Source organism: Pseudomonas sp. BS-2016, from assembly GCF_001806145.1.
Lineage (GTDB): Bacteria > Pseudomonadota > Gammaproteobacteria > Pseudomonadales > Pseudomonadaceae > Aquipseudomonas > Aquipseudomonas lundensis.
The window spans coordinates 31,429-53,413 of sequence record NZ_MLCT01000008.1 but is presented as its reverse complement, the minus strand read 5'-3'; the positions used below and the strand labels follow the sequence as shown (position 1 = coordinate 53,413).

Genomic DNA, 21,985 nt, shown 5'->3' with positions numbered 1-21,985 from the left:
TGCAGTCCTTTGGCGATTAGTTATTGTCGTTTTTACGCAGTTCGTAGGACGCCCCGATGCCAATTGACTTGGTGAACGGAATCAATTGGTTGAGGTAAAGGTCGACCCACTCGATGCCATTGCCCACTGACGACTTGGGCACAAACACAACGTCGCCGCGCTGCAGCAAAACCGGTGCCTGCATGCTGTTGCCCCGCGCGATGGAGTTTTTGTAATCGAAGAAATACGTGTTGTAGCGCCCGTCGTCTTCCTGACGCAGCAGCGCCACGTTGTTGCTGTCGCCCACGGGCAGCACGCCCCCGGCGCCGACGATGGCCTGTTCCAGGGTGGTGGCGATGTTGACTTGCAGGGTGGCCGGGTTTTGCACCGCGCCGCCCACGTACACGGTGTTGCTCGGGGTTTGCGAGAAGTTGATGGTCAGCGACGGGTCTTGATAGACGTGGGTCAGCTTCTTCTCCAGCACGGCGGTCAGTTGGTCGGGGGTCAAGCCCGCTGCCTTGACGCTGCCGATGTAGGGGTAAGAAAACGTGCCGTCGGTGCGCACGTTGAACAGGGTCAGTTCGTAGATCGAGTTGGCGGTGAATGCCGAGATCGACGGCGCTTCACCGGTGTTGCGCACAATGCGCAAGGTGTCGCCTGCCCGGATGCGTTCAAGGGGTAGGGGTTTTCCGGCCAGGGCTTGCCCGGCGCGGTGGCCTTCGCGCAGGACGTCATCGTCCGGCAGTGTCACTTTGGACGGCAAGCCGCACGCACTCAACAACACGGCACTCAACAGCAACAGGATTTTTTTCATTGTTCGCGCTTCCTGGCATGCATGATCACAGCTCCCTTGCGGGTGTTGGGCAAATGGAAAACCTGAGTCAGTTTTTGCTGGCGTCGACCGGCACACGTCCGTAGATGTCAGTAAAGCGCACGATGTCGTCTTCCCCCAGGTATTCGCCGCTCTGCACTTCGATCATCACCAGGTCAACCACCCCGGGGTTGACCAGACGGTGGGTCTTGCCGGGTTTGATGAAGGTGGATTCGTTGGTGTCGAGCAGAAATTCATCGTCGCCATTGGTGACCCTGGCCATGCCGCTGACCACGATCCAGTGTTCGCTGCGGTGGTGGTGCATTTGCAGGGACAACGTGCCCTGCGGCTTGACCACGATGCGTTTGATTTTGAAGCGGCGGCCTTCTTCGAGCACGGTGTAGGTGCCCCACGGCCGGGTGACGGTGCGGTGCAAGCGATAAGCGTCATGGCCTTGGCGCTTGAGGGTCTGGGCGATGTATTTCACGTCCTGGCTGCGCTTGGCGTCAGCGATCAGCAGGGCGTCCGGGGTGTCAATGATGATCAGGTCATTGAGCCCGACCCCGCCCACCAGACGCTTGGGCGAATCGATGTAGCAGTTGTGTACGTCATGCAGCACGTTTTCGCCGTTGCACTGATTGCCATTGGCGTCAGCCGGGCTGAGTTCTCGCACCGCTTCCCACGAGCCGATGTCACTCCAGCCCAAATTGCAGGGCACCACGGCGACCTTTTTCGAGCGCTCCATCAACGCGTAATCGATGGAAATGTCCGGCGCTAGGGCGAAGGTGGTGCTGTCCAGTTCGAGGTGGATTTCCTGTTTGCCCTGAAACACCTGGCTGTGTTCCAGGCAATGGCTGACCGCCGCCAGTACGTCGGGGGCGTAGGCTTTGAACTCGCGCAGCACACTGTCGACGCGCATGCAGAACATGCCGCCATTCCACAGGTGCAAACCGCCGTCCAGATACTGCTGTGCGGTGGCGGCATCGGGTTTCTCCACGAAGCGGGCCACTTCATAGGCTTCGCTGCTCAGCGCAGGGCCTTTTTCGATGTAGCCGAAGCCGGTTTCTGCCTTGGTTGGCACGATGCCAAACGTTACCAGCCAGCCTTCATCGGCCAATTGGCGGGCATTGTCGACGGCCTTGGCGAACGCCTCGATGTCTTTAATCAGGTGGTCGGCAGGCAGTACCAGCAACTGCGCGTCTTCGCCATAGCGCTGCGCCACGTGCAGGGCTGCGGCGGCAATGGCGGGGGCGGTGTTGCGGCCAAAGGGTTCGAGGATGAAGTCCAGTTCGACGCCTCCTTTGTTCAGTTGCCGGTAGTCGTCGAGGGTGCGAAAAAACACCTCGCGGTTGGTCACGGTCAGCAGTTGGCCCACATCGCGCAAGCCAGTGGCGCGCCGGAAGGTCTTTTGCAGCAGGCTTTCACCGTCCGGCAGGCGCATAAACGGCTTGGGCATGGCCTCCCGTGAAACAGGCCACAGTCGTGTGCCAGCACCGCCGGCGATAATGCACGGAATGAGTGTGCTCATTCAAAACGCCTCTTTTGTCAGGATGACCGCCGGAACCGTGCGGAACAGAATGTACAGGTCGAACCAGACCGACCAGTTTTCGATGTATTCGAGGTCGAACTCGACACGTTTTTCGATTTTTTCCAGGGTGTCGGTCTCGCCGCGATACCCGTTGATCTGCGCCCAGCCGGTGATGCCGGGCTTGACCCGATGGCGCGCGGTGTATTCCTGCACCGCTTCTTCGAACAAAATGCCGGCGGCCTTGGTGGCCGTGGCGTGCGGGCGCGGACCCACCATGGACATGCTGCCGGCGAAGACGTTGAACAGTTGCGGGAGTTCATCAAGGCTGGTCTTGCGGATGAAACGCCCGACCCGGGTCACGCGCGGGTCGCCCCGGGTGGTTTGTTTGTCGGCGGTGAAGTCTGACTGGTTCTGGTACATCGAGCGAAACTTGAACACTTCGATCAACCGGTTGTTGTAGCCATAACGCTTTTGCCGGAACAGCACCGGGCCCGGAGAATCGAGTTTGATCGCCAGCGCCACCAGCAGCATGACCGGCGACAGCAGGATCAGTGCGACGCTCGACAGCACCATGTCTTCAATGCGCTTGAACACTGGCGACCAACCGCGCAAGGGCACTTCGGAGGCGTTGAACATCGGCAGGTTGGCCACTTCGCTGATGCGGTTGTGGGCATGCCGAAAGGCGATCATGTCCGGCACCAGCAGTACGTTCACCGGGAACTTGCGCAGGTTGCGGATGATGTAATCCAGACGGTTTTCAGCCGACCAGGGCAGCGCCACCAGAATCTGCGTGACGCGCTCTTCGCGGATCATTTTTTCGAGATCCTGGGTATTGCCGAGCACCGGCAGGTGGGCCACGGTGTCGGGCAGGCGGGCCATGCGGTCATCGATAAAACCGATCACCCCGCTGCGGATGTCCTGATGCTGGGCCAGGTATTCGGCCAGGCGCACGCCGTTTTCGGTGGCACCCAAAATGACGGCCTGTTGCAAGAAGATCCCGCGGCTCATCAGGCGTTTGAACAGGGTCAGCAAAATCATCCGCTCGACCCCGAACAGCAGCAGGCTGCCGAGGTACCACACCAGTAATTCGGCGTTGCTGATGTAGTTGAACAGGTCCAGCGCGCGGTGCATGAACAACAGCAGGCAAAACGCCGCCGACCAGGCGAACAAGGTGAGTTGCAGGCGCCAGCGGTTGCTGAAGATGTTTTCGGCGTAGACCCCCAGCGCCTGGAAAAACAGCACGCTCACCACCCCGAAAAATATCAGTACGGCGAAATAGCTTTTGGTGGTTTCCGGGTGCTGCTCACGCAAATAAAACAGCAGTAACAGGCCGGGCAGGATGGCGGTGAGGCCGTGCACCACGCGAATGGCGAACAAGAAGTACTCGACCATGCTCGGGCGGGTGAGGGACAAACTGTCAACGGGCTGCAAGCGCATAAGGATCCCTTCTTAATCGCGCCCCCTGTCGACGGCGCGGACTGCAAAGCAATGCCATTCATCCATGCTGCTTTACGTCAGATAGTCAGCAGACGCTGAATCTGCGGTGGTTTTTTTGATCACTCTTTACTTGGCGTTTTGCGTTTGATCAGGAGTGTAGACGCGATTGTTTTTTGTGTGACAACAAAGCTGAAACCCTTGTATTCCGGCGTTTGGCAGGCGTCCGGCGGGGCTTTATCAGCGAATGAAGAGTAGTAAAGAACATGAAACAGATTGTCGCGAATACAAATTTTTGGATCCGTTTTTTCAATCGTGTTTTGAGCCGTGTAGACCGGGCGGATGCGCTTTTAAAAAAACAACAGGCCGTTTTCATCTGGCTGTTGTCCAACCCACCAGACTCACTGTTTGAGGGACGATGAATGAGCGCAGCAAAGGCTTTTTTAATCTTGCATGGCAAGCAGGCACTCAACGAAGACGTGCGGGCTGCTGTTGAACACCAGCGGGCGCAAGGCTGGGAGCTGGCCGTGCGGCTGACCTGGGAAGCGGGGGATGCGCAGCGTCTGGTGCACGAAGCGCTCGATGCGGGGTATACCCACCTGATTGCCGGAGGGGGAGACGGCACCCTGCGCGATATTGCCGAGGCGATGGCCAAAGCGGATGCGCAGGCGAGTCTGGTGCTGCTGCCCTTGGGCACGGCCAACGATTTTGCGCGGGCTGCCGGAGTACCGCTGGAACCACTGCACGCGCTGGCATTGCTGGATGCCCCGACCCGGCGCATTGACCTGGGCGATGCTGACGGCGAACTGTTCTTGAACATGGCCACGGGCGGCTTTGGCAGTCAGGTGACGGCCAATACGTCCGAGGACTTGAAAAAGGTGCTGGGCGGGGCGGCTTATCTGTTTACCGGCCTGTCACGCTTCAGTGAGTTGCACGCGGCCTACGCTGAATTGCAAGGCCCCGATTTTCACTGGAAAGGCGATCTGCTGGCGCTGGGCATTGGCAACGGTCGTCAGGCCGGGGGCGGCCATGAGTTGTGCCCCTCGGCGGTGGCCGATGATGGCTTGCTGGACATCAGCATCTTGCCTGCACCGCAGGAAGTGGTCGGCACCCTCAAGGGCCTGATGGAAGGGGGCTGGGGCATGGACAACCTGTTTGTCCGGGCACGCCTGCCATGGGTGAAAATCACGTCGGCGCAAGGGCTGTCGATTAACCTCGACGGCGAGCCGATGGCGCAGGAAGCGAGCCGGTTCTCAGTGCGTCAGGGCGCTTTGCAGGTGCATTTGCCCGACGATTCGCCGCTGGTCAGTCATCAAGGCTGATGATTTGCTCGCGTACGGCAAACAGCACCAGCCCGGCCACGTCATGGATCTGCAAACGCTTCATGACCTGGGCGCGGTGGGTTTCGACGGTTTTGATGCTCAGGCCGAGGCCGCAGGCAATTTCGCGGGTGGATTTGCCGCGCACGATCAGGCGCAGGATCTCCAGTTGACGCTCTGTCAGGTTGTGCTGCCGGGCCTGGGTCGCACACGGGTCAGGGCCGCGGTTGAGCGCCTGATTGATCACGGTATGGGCAATGGCCGGGCTCAGGTAGCGCTCATTGTTGCGCAGCGCGCCCAGCGCCTGTTCGAGTTCCACGGCACTGGTGTCCTTGAGCAGGTAGCCGTGGGCGCCGCTTTCCAGGGTTTGCATGATCAGGTGCGGGTCGGTGTGCATCGACAGGATCAGCACGCTGCTGTGTGGCAGAACCGCCTTGAGTTGACGCAGGGCTTCGAGGCCGCCGGTATGGCGCATCGACAAGTCCAGCAGAATGATGTCCGGCTGAAGTCGCTCGGCGGCCTCCACCAGTTGCCCGCCATCCTCGACTTCGCCAATCACCGCGTAGCCCGGCAAGTCGTTGACCAGCGCCTTGACCCCGGCGCGAATCAACAGGTGGTCATCCACCAGCAGCAGATTGCAGGTCATGAGGTTGGGCCCAGCTGTGCCCGTTGCCGCGTGCGCCGGGGCCAGGGCAATAACACGTCAATGTGGGCGCCCGCGCCGGGTTCGCTGATCACGCGCAGGGTGCCACCGAGTTGCTCGACCCGTTCCAGCATCCCGGCCATGCCGCGTTGCCCGGCCGCTGCGGGGTTGCTGGCGGGGACAAAGCCGACGCCATCATCGCGCACGCTCAACTGCAGGCCGTCAGCCTGGCGCCGCAGTTGCACCAGCAGGTTGCTGGCCCTGGCATGGCGCAGCACATTGGTGACGGACTCCTGGGTGACGCGAAAGATGACCACCGCCATCTCCTCCTGAATATCGCTTAAACGCGGGTGGCACTCGAAGGTCCAGCCCAGCGAAGCGTTTTCGAGGGTCTTGATCAAATGTGCCCGCAGGCTGACTTCGATACCGAGACTGGCAATCTGGCGTGGATTGAACGCCGCGGAGACATCGCGCACCTTTGCCAGGGTTTCTTCCAGCAACGTGCACAGGCTCAGGCAGTGCGCTTGCAAGTCGTCGGGAACCCGGCGTTGCAGCCAGCGGGTTTGCAGGGTGGCGGCGGTCAGCAATTGGCCAATGTCGTCATGCAGTTCGCGGCTCAAGTGCTGGCGTTCGTTTTCCTGCACTTCAATCATGCGGGCCGCCAGTTCTTTGGGTTGCAGCTGGATGGCGTTGCGCGAGTCCCGCAGCAGCCACCCGACGCTGGCCAGGGCGGTCAGGTCGAGCAGCATCAACGGGGTGGGCAATGCGTCGCAGGTCCAGTAGACGATGAGGCTTGAAAGTGCAGAGCAAAGACAAAGCGCTGCCGTCAGCCGGCGAGCGGTTTTACCCGTTGGGCACAAAGGCTTGAATGACTTGAGACTGGCGTGCATAGCGTGTGGAGCCAAAGGTGTTCGCTGAAGGACCTGGCAGATGGCTGGCAGGTAAAGAGTTAACGGGATCAACGTTCATGGCTGATGCGAAGCCTGAACGGATCTGCGACACAGACGTCCGGCTCAACGATCGGCGCGCATGGTATCACTTCATTTAAAGCGGGTCGCCTTTGACGCAATTTAAATGGCGCCCTGCGCAGCGGTGTTAGTTGGCGTATTACAGGTTTTGCGTGCGCGCTTAAATAGGAAATAAGTCGATAGCTTAGTTGGCGATTAACTGCAAACACCTGAGCGGCGCCTATAGTCTGATATGCGAATTAACTTACAAGATGATCGACATATGATGTATTCGCCGCACGCTGTCTTTGAACCGGGCATTGAATAAATGGACCGGGAGAAGGCGGGCGGACGAGGCTAGCCGAGGGGCGGCGGAGCCGTTTGCATGGCTTCGATCTGTTCGGTGAAAGAGGTAATCAGCAGCTTTTGTTCACTGTCATCGAGGGTCAGTTGGCCCGTGTGGGGGTCTATCAACTCAACCTGCCAGGCCAGCAGGCTAAAGCAATCCTTCAGGATTTCGACCGCCGGTTCGTGCAGGGCGCCCAGGTTTCTTGCCTGCCTGAGCAAGTTGCGCAGGGTCTGGCAAAAGCCTGCAATGGGCGCGATGGTTAACGCTTTGGCACGCCTCTCCAGCTTGGAGAGGGTCTTGACTATGCAGTCGATCGCGTCTTCGTCGTGGTGAATCAGTCGCAAGTGAGTCAGGCATTCTTCTGCGGTGGTCAATAACACCTGAGCTTCGATTAAAAAGTCGGCTAGCGCTAATGGCCGGTCATTGCCATTGAACATGCTTATTCTCACTCTTCTGGAACGCCTTTTAAGTAAATGTCCGGGCTCATCGTGCAAAAGCCACCCGTGAGCATGGCAACTGGATCAGCGTTTTGGGTGACTTTAAGTGCAACTTTTTGGGTGTAAGCAGTGGATGTGTTCGCTTCGGAAGTTTTAAAAATCACGGTGCGCAGATATGCACCTCACGGCACAAGACAGCGCTGTTTCAGTAATAAAAAGTTCCTGCCGTGATTCATATAATGCGAAGGGGGTCACAATAATGGCAATCGAATAGCACGAATATCAGGGCCTTCCTGAGTGCTGCTCAGGGAATCCCTTAGGAGGGGCCCGCTAGGGAGAAAGGTGAGGGGGCTCGGGTCAAGCGCAGGCAGCAATAATGGCACTAGATGATGTTAAAGTGCCATCACTTTGTGTGGCCGTTTGGCGCAGGGGGTCAAGGTCCTGATTTTGCTGCCGATAAGGCTAGGGTCTGTTCCTGTTTCAATGTAAGCCAGCGTTGCTGGGTCACATTTAGCCAGGCAAGGCGCAGGGCGGGTGTTCGTCGCCGCTGCGAACAAATGCGAACAGACCCTACACACTCAGCCCCCACGCCCAGGAGTTATTCATGGCCGGCATTCTCGACACGGTAGACCAGCGCACCCAGTTGGTCGGTGAAAACCGACTGGAAATTCTCATGTTCCGTCTGGCGGGTCGGCAGCTGTTCGCGATCAACGTGTTCAAGGTGCAAGAGGTTCTGCAATTACCCAAATTGACCCTGATGCCGCAGCGACACCCGTTTGTGTGTGGTGTCGTGAATCTGCGTGGCCAGACCCTGCCCGTGATTGATTTGTCGCAGGCCATCGGCATGCGGCCTCTGGTGCCCGGCCCTGACAGTACGATCATCGTGACCGAGTACAACCGCTCGGTTCAGGCGTTTCTGGTGGGCGGGGTCGACCGCATCGTCAACATGAACTGGGAAGCCATCCTGCCTCCGCCCACCAGCGCCGGGCGTCAGCATTACCTGACCGCCATCAGCAAGGTCGATGAGCAACTGGTCGAGATTATCGACGTTGAAAAAGTGCTGGCCGAAATCGTGCCCTACAGCGCCAAGGTCTCGCGTGAGAAGCTCGAAGACCCGATCCTGGAACATGCGCGGGGCCGCGAAGTGCTGCTGGTCGATGACTCCAAAGTCGCCCTGTCTCAATTGCGCGAAACCCTTTCGCAGTTGGGGGTCAAGATGCACGTGGCCAGCGATGGTCTCAAGGCACTGAACATGCTCAAGGGCTGGGCAGATGCCGGGCAGGTCATGACCGACAAGCTGTTGATGATCTTCACCGATGCGGAAATGCCCGAGATGGATGGCTATCGCCTGACCACTGAAATTCGTAACGATCCGCGCCTGCGCGGTCTATACGTGGTGCTGCACACCTCGCTGTCGGGCAGCTTCAACGAATCCATGGTCAAGAAGGTGGGCTGTGACAATTTCCTGTCCAAATTCCAGCCGGACAAACTGGTGGATGTGGTCCGTCAGCGTCTGATGCTGGATCAAGTGCCCGCCTGATTCTTTGCACGCAGGATCGGCTCGTATACTGTGGCGTTTTTAATCCGCAGGGAGCTGATTCATGCTGCAGCTAAGTTCGATATACCGATTCCCGCTCAAGTCCGGCAAAGGCGAAAGCTTGTCTCAGGTGCGCCTGGACCCGTTGGGCGTAGAGGGTGATCGACGCTGGATGCTGGTGGATGAAGCCTCCGGGCGCTTTTTGACCCAGCGCACCCACCCGCACATGAGCCAGCTGTCTGCCCTGTGGAATGCAAATGGCGGCCTGACCTTGAAGGCCGATGGCTTTGAGGCGCTGGACGTGCCCGTGCCTCAGGCCGACAGCGACCTGCGAGGCGTGACCATTTGGCGCGACACTTTGCGCGTGCCGGACGCGGGGGATGAAGCTGCCGGGTGGTTGAGCCGTTTTATAGACCAGCGCGTGCGCCTGGTGCATGTGCCGTTGGCGCGGGCGCGGACCACTGAGTCCGGTTATGGCCGCGATGACGACAAAGTGGCGTTCGCCGATGGTTACCCGTTGTTGCTCATTGGTCAGGCATCGCTCGACGACATTTCAGACAAGGTCGGTCGACCTTTGGAGATGCTGCGATTTCGTCCCAACCTCGTGGTCTCCGGCAGTGCAGCGTTTGCCGAAGATGGCTGGAAGCGTGTGCGTATTGGCGAGGTGGAGTTTCGCGTGGTGAAGTCATGCTCGCGTTGCATCCTCACCACCATTGATCCGCACACCGGCGAGCGTGATGCGCAGCGTGAACCCTTGAATACCCTGATGAGCTACCGCAAGCAGGAAGGCGGCACGATGTTCGGGCAGAACCTGGTGAACGACAGCCATGGCCTGCTGGAAGTCGGCATGCCGGTGACTGTGTTGGAATAACGCGTTGCCCCTGCAGGTGCGCTCGCCCCTGCAGGGGATTATCCGCGGTCACTGATCGTCAAAATACCGCTCATGCCAATCCACCAGGGGCTGGGGCACGTTGAGTTTCTGACCGTAGATCACCGAGTACGACAACACGTTCTGCACGTACTGGCGGGTTTCGTCGAAGGGAATGCTTTCAATCCACACGTCAAAGCCCAGGTGGTTGGCGCCCCGCAGCCATTGGCGAACGCGGCCCGGGCCTGCGTTATAAGCCGCTGAAGCCAATACCCGGTTGCCGTTGAACTGGCCATGCACCTGACTCAGGTAGGCGGCGCCCAGCTGGATGTTCTTGTCCGGGTTCAACACTTGTTGGGGCGATGCCAGCGGAATGCTGAATTTTCTGGCGGTTTCTTTGGCTGTGGCTGGCATCAATTGCATCAAGCCGCTTGCGCCCACACCGGAACGCGCGTCATCCATAAAGGCACTTTCCTGACGGGTGATGGCGAATACCCAACTGGAATGCAAGCCGCGCACTTTGGCCTCGCGCACCAGAGTGTCGCGGTGCGCCATCGGGAAGCGGATGTCCAGATCGTCCCAATACTGCGCCTGACTGATGGTGCGAATGGCCGGGAAATACCATTTGCGGTCGTAGGCCAATTTGGCTTGCGCCACCATTTCGTCGCGATTGAAGTGGCGGCTGACGTGATACCACTCACGGCGGCCATCGACGATTTGCCCGCGGTCATGAAATTCCAGTGCACGCTGTACGCCGGGGGTGTTGCGCACTTTGTTAATCAATTGCGGGCTGAGCACCAGCGGTTTGTTGTTGAGCTGATACGGGGTCTGCGCCCGATCGGCTGCCAGGAAGCCGTAGAAATCACGCTCGCGGGCCACATTTTTGAACAGCACTTGCGCTTGTGGATTTTTCGGTTCGGCCAGCTCCAGGCTGCGCGCCTGCCAGTAGCGCCAGCGGTTGCTGGTGGCCAGATCCTGCGGCAATTGGCGGGTCAGTTGATAGGCATCTTCCCAGCGAGCCAGGCGCAACAGCAGGCGCAAGCGCCATTCGGTGACGGTGTTGTCGCGCAGCTCGGGGTCATATTTTGTCATGATGTCCAAGCCGCGGCTGTCATAACGGCGGGCAAACGTCAGACCAATCTCACGGGCGATGGCGACCTTTTCATCCCGTGAGAAATGCATGTTGGTGGCGTAGGTGTCGAGCAGTGCTGCCGCTTTCTCAGGGTCCTGTCGCGCTAAACGTCGCAAGCCCAGGCCTACGGCGTCAGACATGGCCTCACTGGCGGGCAGAAAGCGCGATGGTTGGCTGAGCAGATCGGGCTTTTGTGCCACTTCAATCATCACTTTGGCTTGTGGGCCTAGCGTGTTGAGGCCGTTAGCCAGGGTGGTGGCCAGGCCGTAATTGCGGGCTTCAGCCGCCAGCTTTACCCGCTGCCAACGTTTTTGTTCGGTCAGTTGGCCGTCGGCGGCCCACTGGCTGAACAGGGCGTCGCACGCCGCCGGTTGTGCTTTGCCCACCAGCCAGAGTTTTTCCGCGCTGGCGTAACCTTCGGCTTTTTGGTTGTGCGCCAGTTGGTACTGGCCGTTCAGGCAGTCCAGCTCGGTAAAGTTGAGCTTGGGGTCGTAATACTTGGCAAAGGTCGCCCAGTCGCCGCGATCAGCCAGCCAGCGCAACCAGCGCAGTTTCATCCAGTTGGCTTGCGGCAGGTCGCCATGCGCCGCCAAAAACTGCTCAATTTCAGCGTTGCTGGCGCTTTTCAGGCGGGCGGTGAGTTCGTCGTAGGCCAGGTACGGCGTCAGCGGATAGCTGCGCAGGGCATCGGCATTTCGGAAGTAGGGGCCGGAATCGCCTTTGGCCAAGGCGCGTTTGGCCTCGTCGTACAGTTGGCGTTGTTGGGTCAGGTCTGCGGCCTGTGCGGCTTGCACGGCGCAACTGGTGAGAAGCAGGCAGGATAAAAAGTTGAAGAGACGACTGCGCATGGGGCTTCCGTACAGATGAAAAACGCGGTGTGTGCAGGGGGAGCCCGGCACTGATTGAGTCGTAGCTTAGCCTTTTGCCAGCAGCGCGTGAACGCCTTGCAGGCCCAGCGGTGAAACTTGCGACTAAATGGAGGCAAGCGCAGGGCCAACAATAAATAGCCGGCCGCCTGAAGGCGCAAATCAGGTAGAATGCGCGCCCAGTTTTTGGAGAAGCTCATGACCCTGCTCAAATTCAGCGATGTGTCCCTTGCTTTCGGCTCTACGCCGTTGTTGGACAAGGTGTCCTGGCAGATCGCCCGTGGAGAGCGGGTGTGCATCATCGGCCGCAACGGCACCGGCAAGTCCAGCATGATGAAGCTGGTAAAAGGTGATCAAAAGCCCGACGACGGTTCTGTCTGGCGCGCACCCGGCCTCAAGATTGGCGAATTGCCGCAAGAGTTGCCGGTTGCCGACGGACGGACGGTGTTCGACGTGGTGGCCGAAGGCCTCGACGGTGTGGGCGAGCTGCTGGCTCAGTACCACCACCTCAGCCAGAACATCGTCACCGACGCCGATCTGGACAAGCTGATGCACGTCCAGCAAGACCTCGAAGCCCGTGACGGCTGGCGCTTGCAGCAACTGGTCGACAGCACCCTGAGCCGCTTGCAATTGCCGGCGGACAAAACCCTGGCCGAATTGTCCGGCGGCTGGCGTCGTCGTGTTCTGTTGGCGCAAGCGCTGGTGTCCGAGCCGGACCTGCTGCTGCTCGACGAACCGACCAACCACCTGGACATCGGTGCCATTGCCTGGCTCGAAGAAGCCCTCAAGGACTTCCAGGGGGCCGTGCTGTTCATTACCCACGACCGTTCATTCCTGCAAAATCTGGCGACCCGGATTCTGGAGCTGGACCGTGGCGGCCTGATTGACTGGAACGGCGACTACGCCAGTTTCCTGGTCCACAAGGAAGCCAGCCTGGCAGCGGAAGAAACCGCGAACGCGCTGTTCGACAAGCGCCTGGCCCAGGAAGAAGTGTGGATTCGCCAGGGCATCAAGGCGCGCCGCACCCGTAACGAAGGCCGTGTGCGTGCGCTCAAGGCCCTGCGTGTTGAACGCAGCGAGCGCCGTGAGCGCACCGGCAAAGCCAATATCCAGCTCGACACCGCTGACAAGTCCGGCAAGCAAGTGATGGTGCTGGAAAACGTCAGCTTCGCGCACCCGGAAGGTCCGTTCCTGATCAAGGACTTCTCGATGGTGTTGCAGCGCGGCGACCGTATCGGTCTGCTGGGCGCCAACGGTACGGGCAAAACGACCCTGCTCAAGTTGATGCTGGGCGGTTTGCAGCCTACCAACGGCAAGGTGGAAGAGGGGACGCGCATCGACGTGGCGTACTTCGACCAGTTGCGTCATCAGTTGGACCTGGAAAAAACCGTTATCGATAACGTGGCTGAAGGCCGTGACTTTATCGATATCGATGGCCAAAGCCGCCACGTCCTCAGCTACCTGGGTGATTTCCTGTTCAGTCCGCAGCGTGCCCGCACGCCGGTCAAGGCGCTGTCAGGGGGCGAGCGTGCGCGCTTGCTGCTGGCCAAGTTGTTCAGCAAGCCTGCCAACCTGCTGGTCCTCGACGAACCGACCAACGACCTCGACGTCGAAACCCTCGAGTTGCTGGAAGAGGTCTTGCTGACCTTCAAGGGCACCGTATTGATGGTCAGTCACGACCGGGCATTTCTCGACAACGTGGTCACCAGCACGTTGGTCTTTGAAGGCGAAGGCAAGGTGCGTGAATACGTGGGCGGTTATCAGGACTGGCTGCGCCAGGGCGGCTCGCCGCGCTTGCTCGGCGTGACTGAAAGCAAATCCGGCAAGGCGGACCTCACCTCGGCCGTGGTCACAGCAGCTCCCGCGCAAGCGCCGGCGGCGGCGCCTGTTGCGGCAAAAAAGAAGCTGAGCTACAAGCTGCAGCGCGAACTGGAAGCGCTCCCGGGCGAGATTGATGCCAAGGAGCAGGCGATTGCCGCAGTCGAAGCTGAAATGGCTGACGCGGGCTTCTATCAGCGTCCTGCTGCACAAACGGCTGAAGTGATTGCCAAGCTTGAAGCGTTGCAAGCGGAACTTGAGCAACTGGTGGAGCGTTGGGCTGAGCTGGATGCCTGATTGAGCAGTTGCTGAACTGAAAAAGCCCGGCCTTTTTAATCAAAAGGTCGGGCTTTTTTGCTCGCGGGGGGGGGGCTCAGTCGGGCTTTTTGAGGCTGACCGCCAGTACGTCGCAAGGCGCGCCATGCAGCACGTCGTTGGCGGTGGAGCCCAGTAGCAGGGCAAGGCCGTGGCGGCCGTGGCTGCCGACGACGATCAGGTCGCAGTGATGCTCCTTGGCAAAACTGTGAATTTCTTGTCGGGGCTGGCCATAGGCTAGCTTGCAATTTTCTTTTGTGAGTTGCGGATAGATATCGATCAGCCGATCAAGGCACTTTTTGGCCTGATCAAACTGTTGTTGTTGCACCTGTGACAGGTCTATCGGCACATCCCCGCCAAAGGCCATGGCCATGGGTTCGACGATGTGGATCAAAGACAGCTTGGCGCCATTGGCTTCTGCGCTGGCGCTGGCGCGATAAATCACCGGGTCGCACTCTTCAGTCAGGTCTACGGCAACCAAAATATGCGTGTAGGGTTTGGGGGTGGACATGTGAGGCGCTCCTGTAAACGGTCATGGGCGTGAGTATGGCTCTTTTGCAGAGCCTTGGTTCAAGTCAGGGTCAATGCATTAATTTGAAGGCAGTGAGAGTACACATATGACGGTATGGATAGTGGTGTCAATCCTGGCGCTGATTTTGAGTCCGCTTGCCTGGCTGCGTCCTTCGCGTCGTCAAAGCGGGCGTATGGCGCTGCGCATGGAAGCACGGCGGATGGGTTTGGCCATGCAATTGACGCCTCAGGAATGGCCGCATTGGCTGGAGCCGGAGCCGCCCGGCTCATGTGCGCAGTTTCATCGTCCGCGGCGCGGCAACGACCCGCAGGTGTGGTGTTATTGGCAATCCGCGCCGGGGATATGGGTCAATCAATGGCGTGAAGTCTGCACCGATGAGCGCTTGTTGGCGCAGTTTCGCAAGCTGCCGGCGAACGTATACAAAGTGGAAGCAGGCAAGCAGATGATCGCCCTGTACTGGGGCGAGAAAGGCGAATCGCAGGTCTTGGTGGCGATCGATGAAGTCCTCAAAGCCCTCGCGTGAGCGGGCTGCCACCGTCTCGCGGCGGCGTGCGCAGGCGAGCAAGAACTGACTGATGGGTCGTTTTGTCATCGTTGTTTCGGACAATTGACAAGCGCACGCTTTTCCGTGAAGGTGTGACACCCAAATCAAACGGGCGTATGAATCGAGTGTTTGCCGTGCAGGCAACGTTCGCATAACCCCGAATATCGCGTTGGCGGGTGTGCCTGGTGGATTGGCGTTAGCATTGACGGTGTCGTCATTGCCAGCCAGACGCTAGCGTCCGACGTGTACTGTTCAGCTTCCATATCCTGGAGATCAGTTGATGATTTACGAAGGTAAAGCCATCACGGTTACGGCTCTTGAAAGTGGCATCGTCGAACTGAAGTTCGACCTCAAGGGTGAGTCCGTCAACAAGTTCAACCGTCTAACCCTGAACGAACTGCGTCAGGCAGTCGATGCGATCAAGGCAGATGCTTCGGTCAAGGGCGTTATTGTTTCCAGCGGCAAAGACGTCTTCATCGTCGGCGCGGACATCACCGAATTCGTCGAAAACTTCAAGTTGCCGGATGCCGAGCTGATTGCTGGCAACCTCGAAGCCAACAAGATCTTCAGTGACTTCGAAGACCTCAATGTCCCAACCGTAGCAGCCATCAACGGAATTGCACTGGGCGGTGGTCTGGAAATGTGCCTGGCGGCGGATTTCCGTGTCATGGCCGACAGCGCCAAAATCGGTCTGCCCGAAGTCAAGCTCGGCATCTATCCGGGCTTTGGCGGCACGGTTCGCCTGCCGCGCCTGATTGGTGTGGACAACGCGGTTGAGTGGATCGCCTCCGGCAAAGAAAACCGTGCTGAAGATGCGCTGAAAGTCAGCGCCGTTGACGCTGTAGTGACGGCCGACAAGCTGGGCGCTGCGGCCTTGGACCTGATCAAGCGTGCCATTAGCGGCGAGCTGGACTACAAGGCCAAGCGTCAGCCAAAACTTGAGAAGCTCAAGCTGAACGCCATCGAACAAATGATGGCATTCGAAACCGCCAAAGGTTTCGTGGCCGGTCAAGCCGGTCCGAACTACCCGGCGCCGGTTGAAGCGATCAAAACCATCCAGAAGGCTGCGAACTTCGGTCGCGATAAAGCACTGGAAGTTGAAGCGGCAGGTTTTGCCAAGCTGGCCAAGACCTCTGCCTCGCAATGCCTGATCGGGTTGTTCCTGAACGATCAGGAACTGAAGAAAAAAGCCAAGATCCACGACAAGATCGCCAAAGACGTGAAGCAGGCTGCCGTTCTGGGCGCGGGCATCATGGGTGGCGGCATTGCCTATCAGTCGGCCTCCAAAGGCACGCCGATCCTGATGAAAGACATCAACGAGCACGGCATCGAGCAGGGTCTGGCTGAAGCCGCCAAGTTGCTGGTGGGGCGCGTTGATAAAGGTCGTATGACCCCCGCCAAAATGGCTGAAGTGCTCAATGGTATTCGTCCTACTTTGTCCTACGGTGATTTCGGTCACGTGGACCTGGTGGTCGAAGCGGTCGTTGAAAACCCGAAGGTCAAGCAGGCAGTACTCGCTGAAGTTGAAGACCACGTCAAGGAAGATGCCATTCTGGCCTCGAACACCTCGACCATTTCCATCAGCCTGTTGGCAAAAGCCCTCAAGCGTCCGGAAAACTTCGTCGGCATGCACTTCTTCAACCCGGTGCACATGATGCCGCTGGTTGAAGTGATTCGTGGCGAGAAATCCAGCGACCTGGCTGTGGCCACCACGGTTGCCTACGCCAAGAAAATGGGTAAAAACCCGATCGTCGTCAATGATTGCCCGGGCTTCCTGGTCAACCGTGTGCTGTTCCCGTACTTCGGCGGTTTCGCCAAGTTGGTCAGCGCTGGCGTCGACTTCGTGCGCATTGACAAGGTCATGGAAAAATTCGGCTGGCCAATGGGCCCGGCGTACCTGATGGACGTGGTCGGCATCGACACTGGCCACCATGGTCGAGACGTGATGGCGGAAGGTTTCCCTGACCGCATGAAAGATGACCGTCGTTCAGCGATCGATGCGCTCTACGAAGCCAAGCGTCTGGGTCAGAAAAACGGCAAGGGTTTCTACGCTTACGAGGCGGACAAGCGCGGCAAGCAGAAGAAAGTCGTCGACTCAAGCGTGCTTGAGGTGCTCAAGCCGATCGTTTACGAGCAGCGTGACGTCACCGACGAAGACATCATCAACTGGATGATGATCCCGCTGTGCCTTGAAACCGTGCGTTGCCTGGAAGACGGCATCGTTGAAACCGCCGCCGAGGCCGATATGGGCCTGGTGTACGGCATCGGTTTCCCTCCATTCCGTGGCGGCGCCCTGCGCTACATCGACTCGGTCGGTGTTGCAGAGTTCGTGGCCCTGGCTGATCAGTACGCTGAACTGGGCGCGCTGTACCACCCGACGGCGAAGCTGCGTGAAATGGCCAAAAACGGCCAGAGCTTCTTCGGTTAAGCGCCCCATTAGAGTGAGAGTGAAATTATGAGCTTGAATCCTAGAGACGTGGTGATTGTAGACTTCGGTCGCACCCCGATGGGCCGCTCCAAGGGTGGCATGCACCGCAACACCCGTGCTGAAGACATGTCTGCGCACCTGATCAGCAAAGTGCTGGAGCGCAACAGCAAGGTTGACCCGAACGAAGTGGAAGATGTGATTTGGGGTTGTGTTAACCAGACCCTGGAGCAGGGCTGGAACATCGCGCGCATGGCGTCGTTGATGACCCAAATCCCGCACACCTCCGCAGCCCAGACCGTGAGCCGCCTGTGCGGTTCATCCATGAGCGCGTTGCACACCGCGGCGCAAGCGATCATGACCGGCAACGGTGACGTATTCGTGGTAGGCGGCGTCGAGCATATGGGTCATGTGAGCATGATGCATGGCGTCGACCCTAACCCGCACATGTCGCTGTATGCGGCCAAGGCGTCGGGCATGATGGGCCTGACCGCTGAAATGCTGGGCAAGATGCACGGTATCACCCGTGAGCAACAGGATGCTTTCGGCGTTCGTTCGCACCAGTTGGCCCACAAGGCGACGATTGAAGGCAAGTTCAAAGACGAAATTATTCCGATGCAGGGATATGACGAAAATGGCTTCCTGAAAACCTTCGACTACGATGAGACCATTCGTCCGGAAACGACAATGGAAAGCCTGGCGGCGTTGAAACCTGCGTTCAACCCTAAAGGCGGTACGGTAACCGCCGGTACGTCGTCGCAAATCACTGATGGTGCATCGTGCATGATCGTGATGTCCGCTCAGCGTGCAAAAGACCTGGGTCTGGAGCCTCTGGCTGTGATTCGTTCGATGGCTGTTGCAGGTGTAGACCCTGCAATTATGGGTTATGGTCCGGTTCCGGCGACGCAGAAAGCCTTGAAGCGCGCGGGCTTGAGCATGGCCGATATAGACTTCATCGAACTCAACGAAGCGTTCGCTGCACAGGCGCTTCCGGTGCTGAAAGATTTGAAAGTGCTCGACAAGATGAATGAGAAGGTTAACCTGCACGGCGGCGCCATTGCTCTGGGTCATCCATTTGGATGCTCGGGTGCGCGTATCTCCGGCACCTTGCTCAATGTGATGAAACAAAATGGCGGCACCTTCGGGTTGTCCACCATGTGCATTGGTCTTGGCCAGGGCATTGCAACTGTCTTCGAACGCGTCTAAGCGTTGCGTTGACAGAAGCCGGGGCCAAGTGCCCCGGTTTTTGTTTTTATGACTTTTTAATCGTCATGAGCTTTAATTTTTTTATGTGTAAAGAGGGTGTCGCAACATGCCGCTACAACCGGGCCTCTATCAGCATTACAAAGGGCCGCAATATCGGGTATTCAATGTGGCTCGCCATTCTGAAACCGAAGAGGAAGTGGTGTTCTACCAAGCCCTGTATGGGGATTTCGGTTTTTGGGTGCGCCCATTGAGCATGTTTTTGGAAACGGTCGAGGTAGATGGCGAGCAAGTACCGCGCTTTGCACTGATCGAGGCCGAACCCAGTCTTTTTTCCCGGCCATAAGCGGGCGTCGCGCAGCACCCTGCGCTTGACCTCACCTTGTTGCCACTATATATAGCGGTGCCGCGTCAGGCGCGAACCGCCTTTCACTTCTAGAATTCAGGAATTTTCTGATCCATGGGCAAATCGCTGGTCATTGTGGAATCCCCGGCTAAGGCCAAGACCATCAACAAGTACTTGGGTAACGAGTACGTGGTGAAGTCGAGTATCGGCCATATCCGAGACCTGCCCACCAGCGGTTCGGCTAGCGCCAGCAAAGAACCGGCTGCCAAGCGTGGCAAGGCCGCGGCGGGCGAAGCGCCTGCTTTGTCGCCGAAAGAGAAAGCTCAAAAGCAGCTGATCTCGCGCATGGGCGTCGATCCGGAGCACGGCTGGAAAGCCAAGTACGAGATCCTTCCCGGCAAGGAAAAGGTCATCGAAGAGCTGCGCCGGCTCGCCAAGGATGCTGACACCATCTATCTCGCAACCGACTTGGATCGCGAGGGGGAGGCCATTGCATGGCACCTGCGCGAAGCCATCGGTGGGGATGACAGTCGCTACAAGCGCGTGGTGTTCAACGAGATCACCAAAAAAGCCATTCAGGAAGCGTTCTCCAAACCGGGCGAGCTGGACATCAACCGCGTCAATGCCCAGCAAGCGCGCCGTTTCCTCGATCGCGTGGTGGGCTACATGGTTTCGCCATTGCTGTGGGCAAAAATTGCCCGTGGTTTGTCGGCAGGTCGCGTGCAATCGGTGGCCGTGAAGCTGGTGGTTGAGCGTGAGCGCGAAATTCGCGCGTTCAACCCTGAAGAGTATTGGGAAGTTCATGCGGACCTGGGCACGGCCAAAGGCGCAAAAGTGCGCTTCGATGTGGCCCGCGAAAAAGGCGAGGCCTTCAAGCCGCTGAATGAAGCCCAGGCCATGGCAGCGCTGGAGAAGCTCAAGGCGTCCAGCTACACCATCGCCAAGCGTGAAGACAAACCGACCAGCAGCAAGCCGTCGGCACCGTTCATCACCTCCACCCTGCAACAGGCCGCGAGCAATCGCTTGGGCTTCGGGGTGAAGAAAACCATGATGATGGCTCAACGCTTGTACGAAGCGGGCTACATCACCTATATGCGTACCGACTCCACCAACCTGTCGGCGGATGCGGTTGAAATGGCCCGCACCTACATTGAAGGTGAGTTCGGCGCGTCGTATCTGCCGCCAGCGCCTAACGTCTACAGCAGCAAGGAAGGCGCACAAGAGGCTCACGAAGCGATTCGTCCTTCAGACGTGAACATGCATCCGAGCAAGCTGTCGGGCATGGAGCGCGACGCTGAGCGCCTTTACGAGCTGATCTGGCGCCAGTTTGTGGCGTGCCAGATGCTGCCGGCCAAATATTTGTCCACCACCGTGAGTGTGGCGGCTGGTGATTTTGAGCTGCGCGCCAAAGGCCGCATTCTCAAGTTCGACGGTTACACCCGCGTCATGCCGCAAATTGCCAAGCCGGGCGACGACGATGTGTTGCCGGACATGGCTCAGGGCGATGTGTTGAAACTGATCAACCTTGATCCGACCCAGCACTTCACCAAGCCACCGGCACGTTACTCCGAAGCCAGCCTGGTCAAAGAGATGGAAAAGCGTGGCATCGGTCGTCCATCGACCTATGCAGCCATCATTTCGACCATTCAGGATCGCGGCTATGTGGCCTTGCACAACCGCCGTTTCTACTCCGAAAAAATGGGCGACATCGTTACCGAGCGTTTGTCCGAGAGTTTCTCCGACCTGATGGACTACGGCTTCACCGCCGGAATGGAAGAAAACCTCGATGACGTGGCGCACGGTGAGCGTGACTGGAAGAACGTGCTGGACGAGTTCTACGGCAGCTTCAAGAAAAAACTTGAAGTGGCGGCGGACCCGGACAGTGGCATGCGTGCCAACCAGCCGGTGATGACTGATATTGCGTGCAAGGAATGCGGGCGCCCGATGCAGATCCGTACGGCATCGACCGGTGTATTCCTTGGTTGCTCGGGCTATAGCCTGCCGCCCAAAGAGCGTTGCAAGGCCACCGTCAACCTGGTGCCGGGCGACGAGATCGCAGCGGACGATGAGGGTGAGTCTGAGTCGCGGGTTTTGCTGGGCAAGCACCGTTGCCCGATTTGCAGCACCGCCATGGATGCTTACCTGCTGGATGAGAAGCACAAGCTGCACATCTGTGGTAACAACCCGGACTGCGCTGGCTACGAAATCGAAGAGGGCAGCTACCGCATCAAAGGGTATGAAGGCCCGAGCCTGGAATGTGATAAGTGCGGCAGCGAGATGCAGCTCAAGACCGGCCGGTTCGGCAAGTTCTTCGGCTGCACCAATGCGGAATGTAAAAACACACGCAAGTTGCTGAAAAGCGGTGAAGCGGCCCCGCCGAAAATGGACCCGGTGAAAATGCCGGAGCTCAAGTGCGAGAAGGTCAACGACACCTACATTCTGCGTGACGGTGCGTCGGGGCTGTTCCTGGCAGCCAGTCAGTTCCCGAAAAACCGTGAAACCCGCGCACCGCTGGTGATTGAAATCATTCCGCATAAGGATGAAATCGATCCGAAGTACCACTTCTTGTGTGAAGCGCCGAAGAAAGACCCGGAGGGTCGACCTGCTGTGATCCGTTACAGCCGTAAAACCAAGGAGCAATACGTGCAAACTGAAGTGGACGGCAAGCCGACAGGCTGGCGCGCGTTCTACGACGGTTCCAGCTGGAAAGTTGAAGACAAGCGCAAAGACAAAGACGCTTGATCCGTTGCTGAACGGCTAAAAACCGCGCGAGGGCTGCATGCCCCGCGCGGTTTTTTTTGACCTGTGGTTGAGGTCTCGGCCAGGCAAGAGGCTGATGCTTTCGTGCGACGACTTCGTCGCCGGACGCCGCGCTAGGCGTCAAAGGCTATAGAGGCAACAGTCCGGTTGCCGCAGATTCAGGGCGCGAAGAGTGAAGCCCCTTGCGCCTGT

17 protein-coding genes are annotated in these 21,985 nt (G+C 58.5%); 9 read left to right on the top strand and 8 right to left on the bottom strand.

Annotation, left to right across the window (positions count from 1 at the left end; translation table 11 throughout):
• Window positions 1–16: 16 nt before the first annotated feature.
• The 3 genes from BKD70_RS00315 to BKD70_RS00305 all read right to left on the bottom strand — a co-directional run bounded on the left by BKD70_RS00315 (window position 17) and on the right by BKD70_RS00305 (window position 3,755).
• A complete protein-coding gene (locus tag BKD70_RS00315) occupies window positions 17–793 on the bottom strand; it encodes a polysaccharide biosynthesis/export family protein (RefSeq protein ID WP_047274001.1) in 777 nt (258 codons plus the stop codon).
• A gap of 67 nt (window positions 794–860) precedes the next feature.
• Complete coding sequence (locus BKD70_RS00310; RefSeq protein ID WP_047274003.1) at window positions 861–2,318, bottom strand: mannose-1-phosphate guanylyltransferase/mannose-6-phosphate isomerase; 1,458 nt, start codon at window positions 2,316–2,318, stop codon at window positions 861–863.
• Complete coding sequence (locus BKD70_RS00305) at window positions 2,319–3,755, bottom strand: undecaprenyl-phosphate glucose phosphotransferase (protein WP_047274005.1); 1,437 nt, start codon at window positions 3,753–3,755, stop codon at window positions 2,319–2,321.
• Between the two features lie 419 nt (window positions 3,756–4,174).
• Here BKD70_RS00305 and yegS point away from each other — a divergent pair, with 419 nt between their 5' ends.
• Window positions 4,175–5,074, top strand: a complete 900-nt coding sequence (gene yegS / locus BKD70_RS00300) for a lipid kinase YegS (RefSeq protein WP_047274007.1) — start codon at window positions 4,175–4,177, stop codon at window positions 5,072–5,074.
• Here the strand turns inward: yegS and BKD70_RS00295 are convergent.
• The 3 genes from BKD70_RS00295 to BKD70_RS00285 all read right to left on the bottom strand — a co-directional run bounded on the left by BKD70_RS00295 (window position 5,058) and on the right by BKD70_RS00285 (window position 7,447).
• On the bottom strand, window positions 5,058–5,717 hold the full coding sequence (locus BKD70_RS00295) for a response regulator transcription factor (protein ID WP_047274009.1): 660 nt from the start codon (window positions 5,715–5,717) through the stop codon (window positions 5,058–5,060). The two genes, yegS and BKD70_RS00295, sit on opposite strands and share 17 nt — an antisense overlap.
• Entirely contained in the window at window positions 5,714–6,604 is an 891-nt protein-coding gene (locus tag BKD70_RS00290) for a sensor histidine kinase (protein WP_047274011.1), read from the bottom strand. Before BKD70_RS00290 ends, BKD70_RS00295 begins: the two co-directional genes overlap by 4 nt.
• Window positions 6,605–7,018: 414 nt before the next feature.
• Window positions 7,019–7,447, bottom strand: a complete 429-nt coding sequence (locus BKD70_RS00285; RefSeq protein WP_047274013.1) for a hypothetical protein — start codon at window positions 7,445–7,447, stop codon at window positions 7,019–7,021.
• Window positions 7,448–8,051: 604 nt separating this feature from the next.
• Between BKD70_RS00285 and BKD70_RS00280 the strand changes: the two genes are divergently transcribed.
• Window positions 8,052–8,987, top strand: a complete 936-nt coding sequence (locus BKD70_RS00280) for a chemotaxis protein CheV (RefSeq protein WP_047274015.1) — start codon at window positions 8,052–8,054, stop codon at window positions 8,985–8,987.
• Between the two features lie 61 nt (window positions 8,988–9,048).
• On the top strand, window positions 9,049–9,855 hold the full coding sequence (locus BKD70_RS00275) for an MOSC domain-containing protein (RefSeq protein WP_047274017.1): 807 nt from the start codon (window positions 9,049–9,051) through the stop codon (window positions 9,853–9,855).
• Between the two features lie 48 nt (window positions 9,856–9,903).
• Here BKD70_RS00275 and BKD70_RS00270 read toward each other — a convergent pair whose 3' ends face one another.
• A complete protein-coding gene (locus BKD70_RS00270) occupies window positions 9,904–11,832 on the bottom strand; it encodes a transglycosylase SLT domain-containing protein (protein WP_047274019.1) in 1,929 nt (642 codons plus the stop codon).
• A 216-nt stretch (window positions 11,833–12,048) separates the two neighbouring features.
• Here BKD70_RS00270 and BKD70_RS00265 point away from each other — a divergent pair, with 216 nt between their 5' ends.
• Window positions 12,049–13,965 carry an ATP-binding cassette domain-containing protein gene (locus BKD70_RS00265; protein ID WP_047274090.1) on the top strand — a complete coding sequence of 639 codons (1,917 nt, stop codon included), beginning with the start codon at window positions 12,049–12,051 and terminating at the stop codon, window positions 13,963–13,965.
• 76 nt (window positions 13,966–14,041) lie between these two features.
• Here BKD70_RS00265 and BKD70_RS00260 read toward each other — a convergent pair whose 3' ends face one another.
• Window positions 14,042–14,494 (bottom strand): universal stress protein, encoded by a 453-nt coding sequence (locus BKD70_RS00260; protein ID WP_047274021.1) that lies wholly within the window; start codon window positions 14,492–14,494, stop codon window positions 14,042–14,044.
• 106 nt (window positions 14,495–14,600) lie between these two features.
• Between BKD70_RS00260 and BKD70_RS00255 the strand changes: the two genes are divergently transcribed.
• From BKD70_RS00255 to topA, 5 genes are all read left to right on the top strand, one after another.
• Window positions 14,601–15,038: a hypothetical protein gene (locus BKD70_RS00255; protein ID WP_047274023.1), complete on the top strand. Its 438-nt coding sequence runs from the start codon at window positions 14,601–14,603 to the stop codon at window positions 15,036–15,038.
• A gap of 301 nt (window positions 15,039–15,339) precedes the next feature.
• Complete coding sequence (gene fadB / locus BKD70_RS00250) at window positions 15,340–17,487, top strand: fatty acid oxidation complex subunit alpha FadB (protein ID WP_047274025.1); 2,148 nt, start codon at window positions 15,340–15,342, stop codon at window positions 17,485–17,487.
• 27 nt (window positions 17,488–17,514) lie between these two features.
• Window positions 17,515–18,690, top strand: coding sequence for an acetyl-CoA C-acyltransferase FadA (fadA, locus tag BKD70_RS00245; RefSeq protein WP_047274026.1), 1,176 nt, complete (start codon window positions 17,515–17,517; stop codon window positions 18,688–18,690).
• Window positions 18,691–18,796: 106 nt separating this feature from the next.
• Window positions 18,797–19,033, top strand: coding sequence for a DUF1653 domain-containing protein (locus tag BKD70_RS00240; protein WP_047274027.1), 237 nt, complete (start codon window positions 18,797–18,799; stop codon window positions 19,031–19,033).
• A 114-nt stretch (window positions 19,034–19,147) separates the two neighbouring features.
• A complete protein-coding gene (gene topA, locus BKD70_RS00235; RefSeq protein WP_047274029.1) occupies window positions 19,148–21,775 on the top strand; it encodes a type I DNA topoisomerase in 2,628 nt (875 codons plus the stop codon).
• Window positions 21,776–21,985 lie beyond the last annotated feature (210 nt).

What these genes read in the sequence shown, in the direction of transcription:
- BKD70_RS00315 (WP_047274001.1), bottom strand. Translation starts at nt 793, where the DNA reads ATGAAAAAAATCCTGTTGCTGTTGAGTGCCGTGTTGTTGAGTGCGTGC.
- BKD70_RS00310 (WP_047274003.1), bottom strand. Translation starts at nt 2,318, where the DNA reads ATGAGCACACTCATTCCGTGCATTATCGCCGGCGGTGCTGGCACACGA.
- BKD70_RS00305 (WP_047274005.1), bottom strand. Translation starts at nt 3,755, where the DNA reads ATGCGCTTGCAGCCCGTTGACAGTTTGTCCCTCACCCGCCCGAGCATG.
- yegS (WP_047274007.1), top strand. Translation starts at nt 4,175, where the DNA reads ATGAGCGCAGCAAAGGCTTTTTTAATCTTGCATGGCAAGCAGGCACTC.
- BKD70_RS00295 (WP_047274009.1), bottom strand. Translation starts at nt 5,717, where the DNA reads ATGACCTGCAATCTGCTGCTGGTGGATGACCACCTGTTGATTCGCGCC.
- BKD70_RS00290 (WP_047274011.1), bottom strand. Translation starts at nt 6,604, where the DNA reads ATGCACGCCAGTCTCAAGTCATTCAAGCCTTTGTGCCCAACGGGTAAA.
- BKD70_RS00285 (WP_047274013.1), bottom strand. Translation starts at nt 7,447, where the DNA reads ATGTTCAATGGCAATGACCGGCCATTAGCGCTAGCCGACTTTTTAATC.
- BKD70_RS00280 (WP_047274015.1), top strand. Translation starts at nt 8,052, where the DNA reads ATGGCCGGCATTCTCGACACGGTAGACCAGCGCACCCAGTTGGTCGGT.
- BKD70_RS00275 (WP_047274017.1), top strand. Translation starts at nt 9,049, where the DNA reads ATGCTGCAGCTAAGTTCGATATACCGATTCCCGCTCAAGTCCGGCAAA.
- BKD70_RS00270 (WP_047274019.1), bottom strand. Translation starts at nt 11,832, where the DNA reads ATGCGCAGTCGTCTCTTCAACTTTTTATCCTGCCTGCTTCTCACCAGT.
- BKD70_RS00265 (WP_047274090.1), top strand. Translation starts at nt 12,049, where the DNA reads ATGACCCTGCTCAAATTCAGCGATGTGTCCCTTGCTTTCGGCTCTACG.
- BKD70_RS00260 (WP_047274021.1), bottom strand. Translation starts at nt 14,494, where the DNA reads ATGTCCACCCCCAAACCCTACACGCATATTTTGGTTGCCGTAGACCTG.
- BKD70_RS00255 (WP_047274023.1), top strand. Translation starts at nt 14,601, where the DNA reads ATGACGGTATGGATAGTGGTGTCAATCCTGGCGCTGATTTTGAGTCCG.
- fadB (WP_047274025.1), top strand. Translation starts at nt 15,340, where the DNA reads ATGATTTACGAAGGTAAAGCCATCACGGTTACGGCTCTTGAAAGTGGC.
- fadA (WP_047274026.1), top strand. Translation starts at nt 17,515, where the DNA reads ATGAGCTTGAATCCTAGAGACGTGGTGATTGTAGACTTCGGTCGCACC.
- BKD70_RS00240 (WP_047274027.1), top strand. Translation starts at nt 18,797, where the DNA reads ATGCCGCTACAACCGGGCCTCTATCAGCATTACAAAGGGCCGCAATAT.
- topA (WP_047274029.1), top strand. Translation starts at nt 19,148, where the DNA reads ATGGGCAAATCGCTGGTCATTGTGGAATCCCCGGCTAAGGCCAAGACC.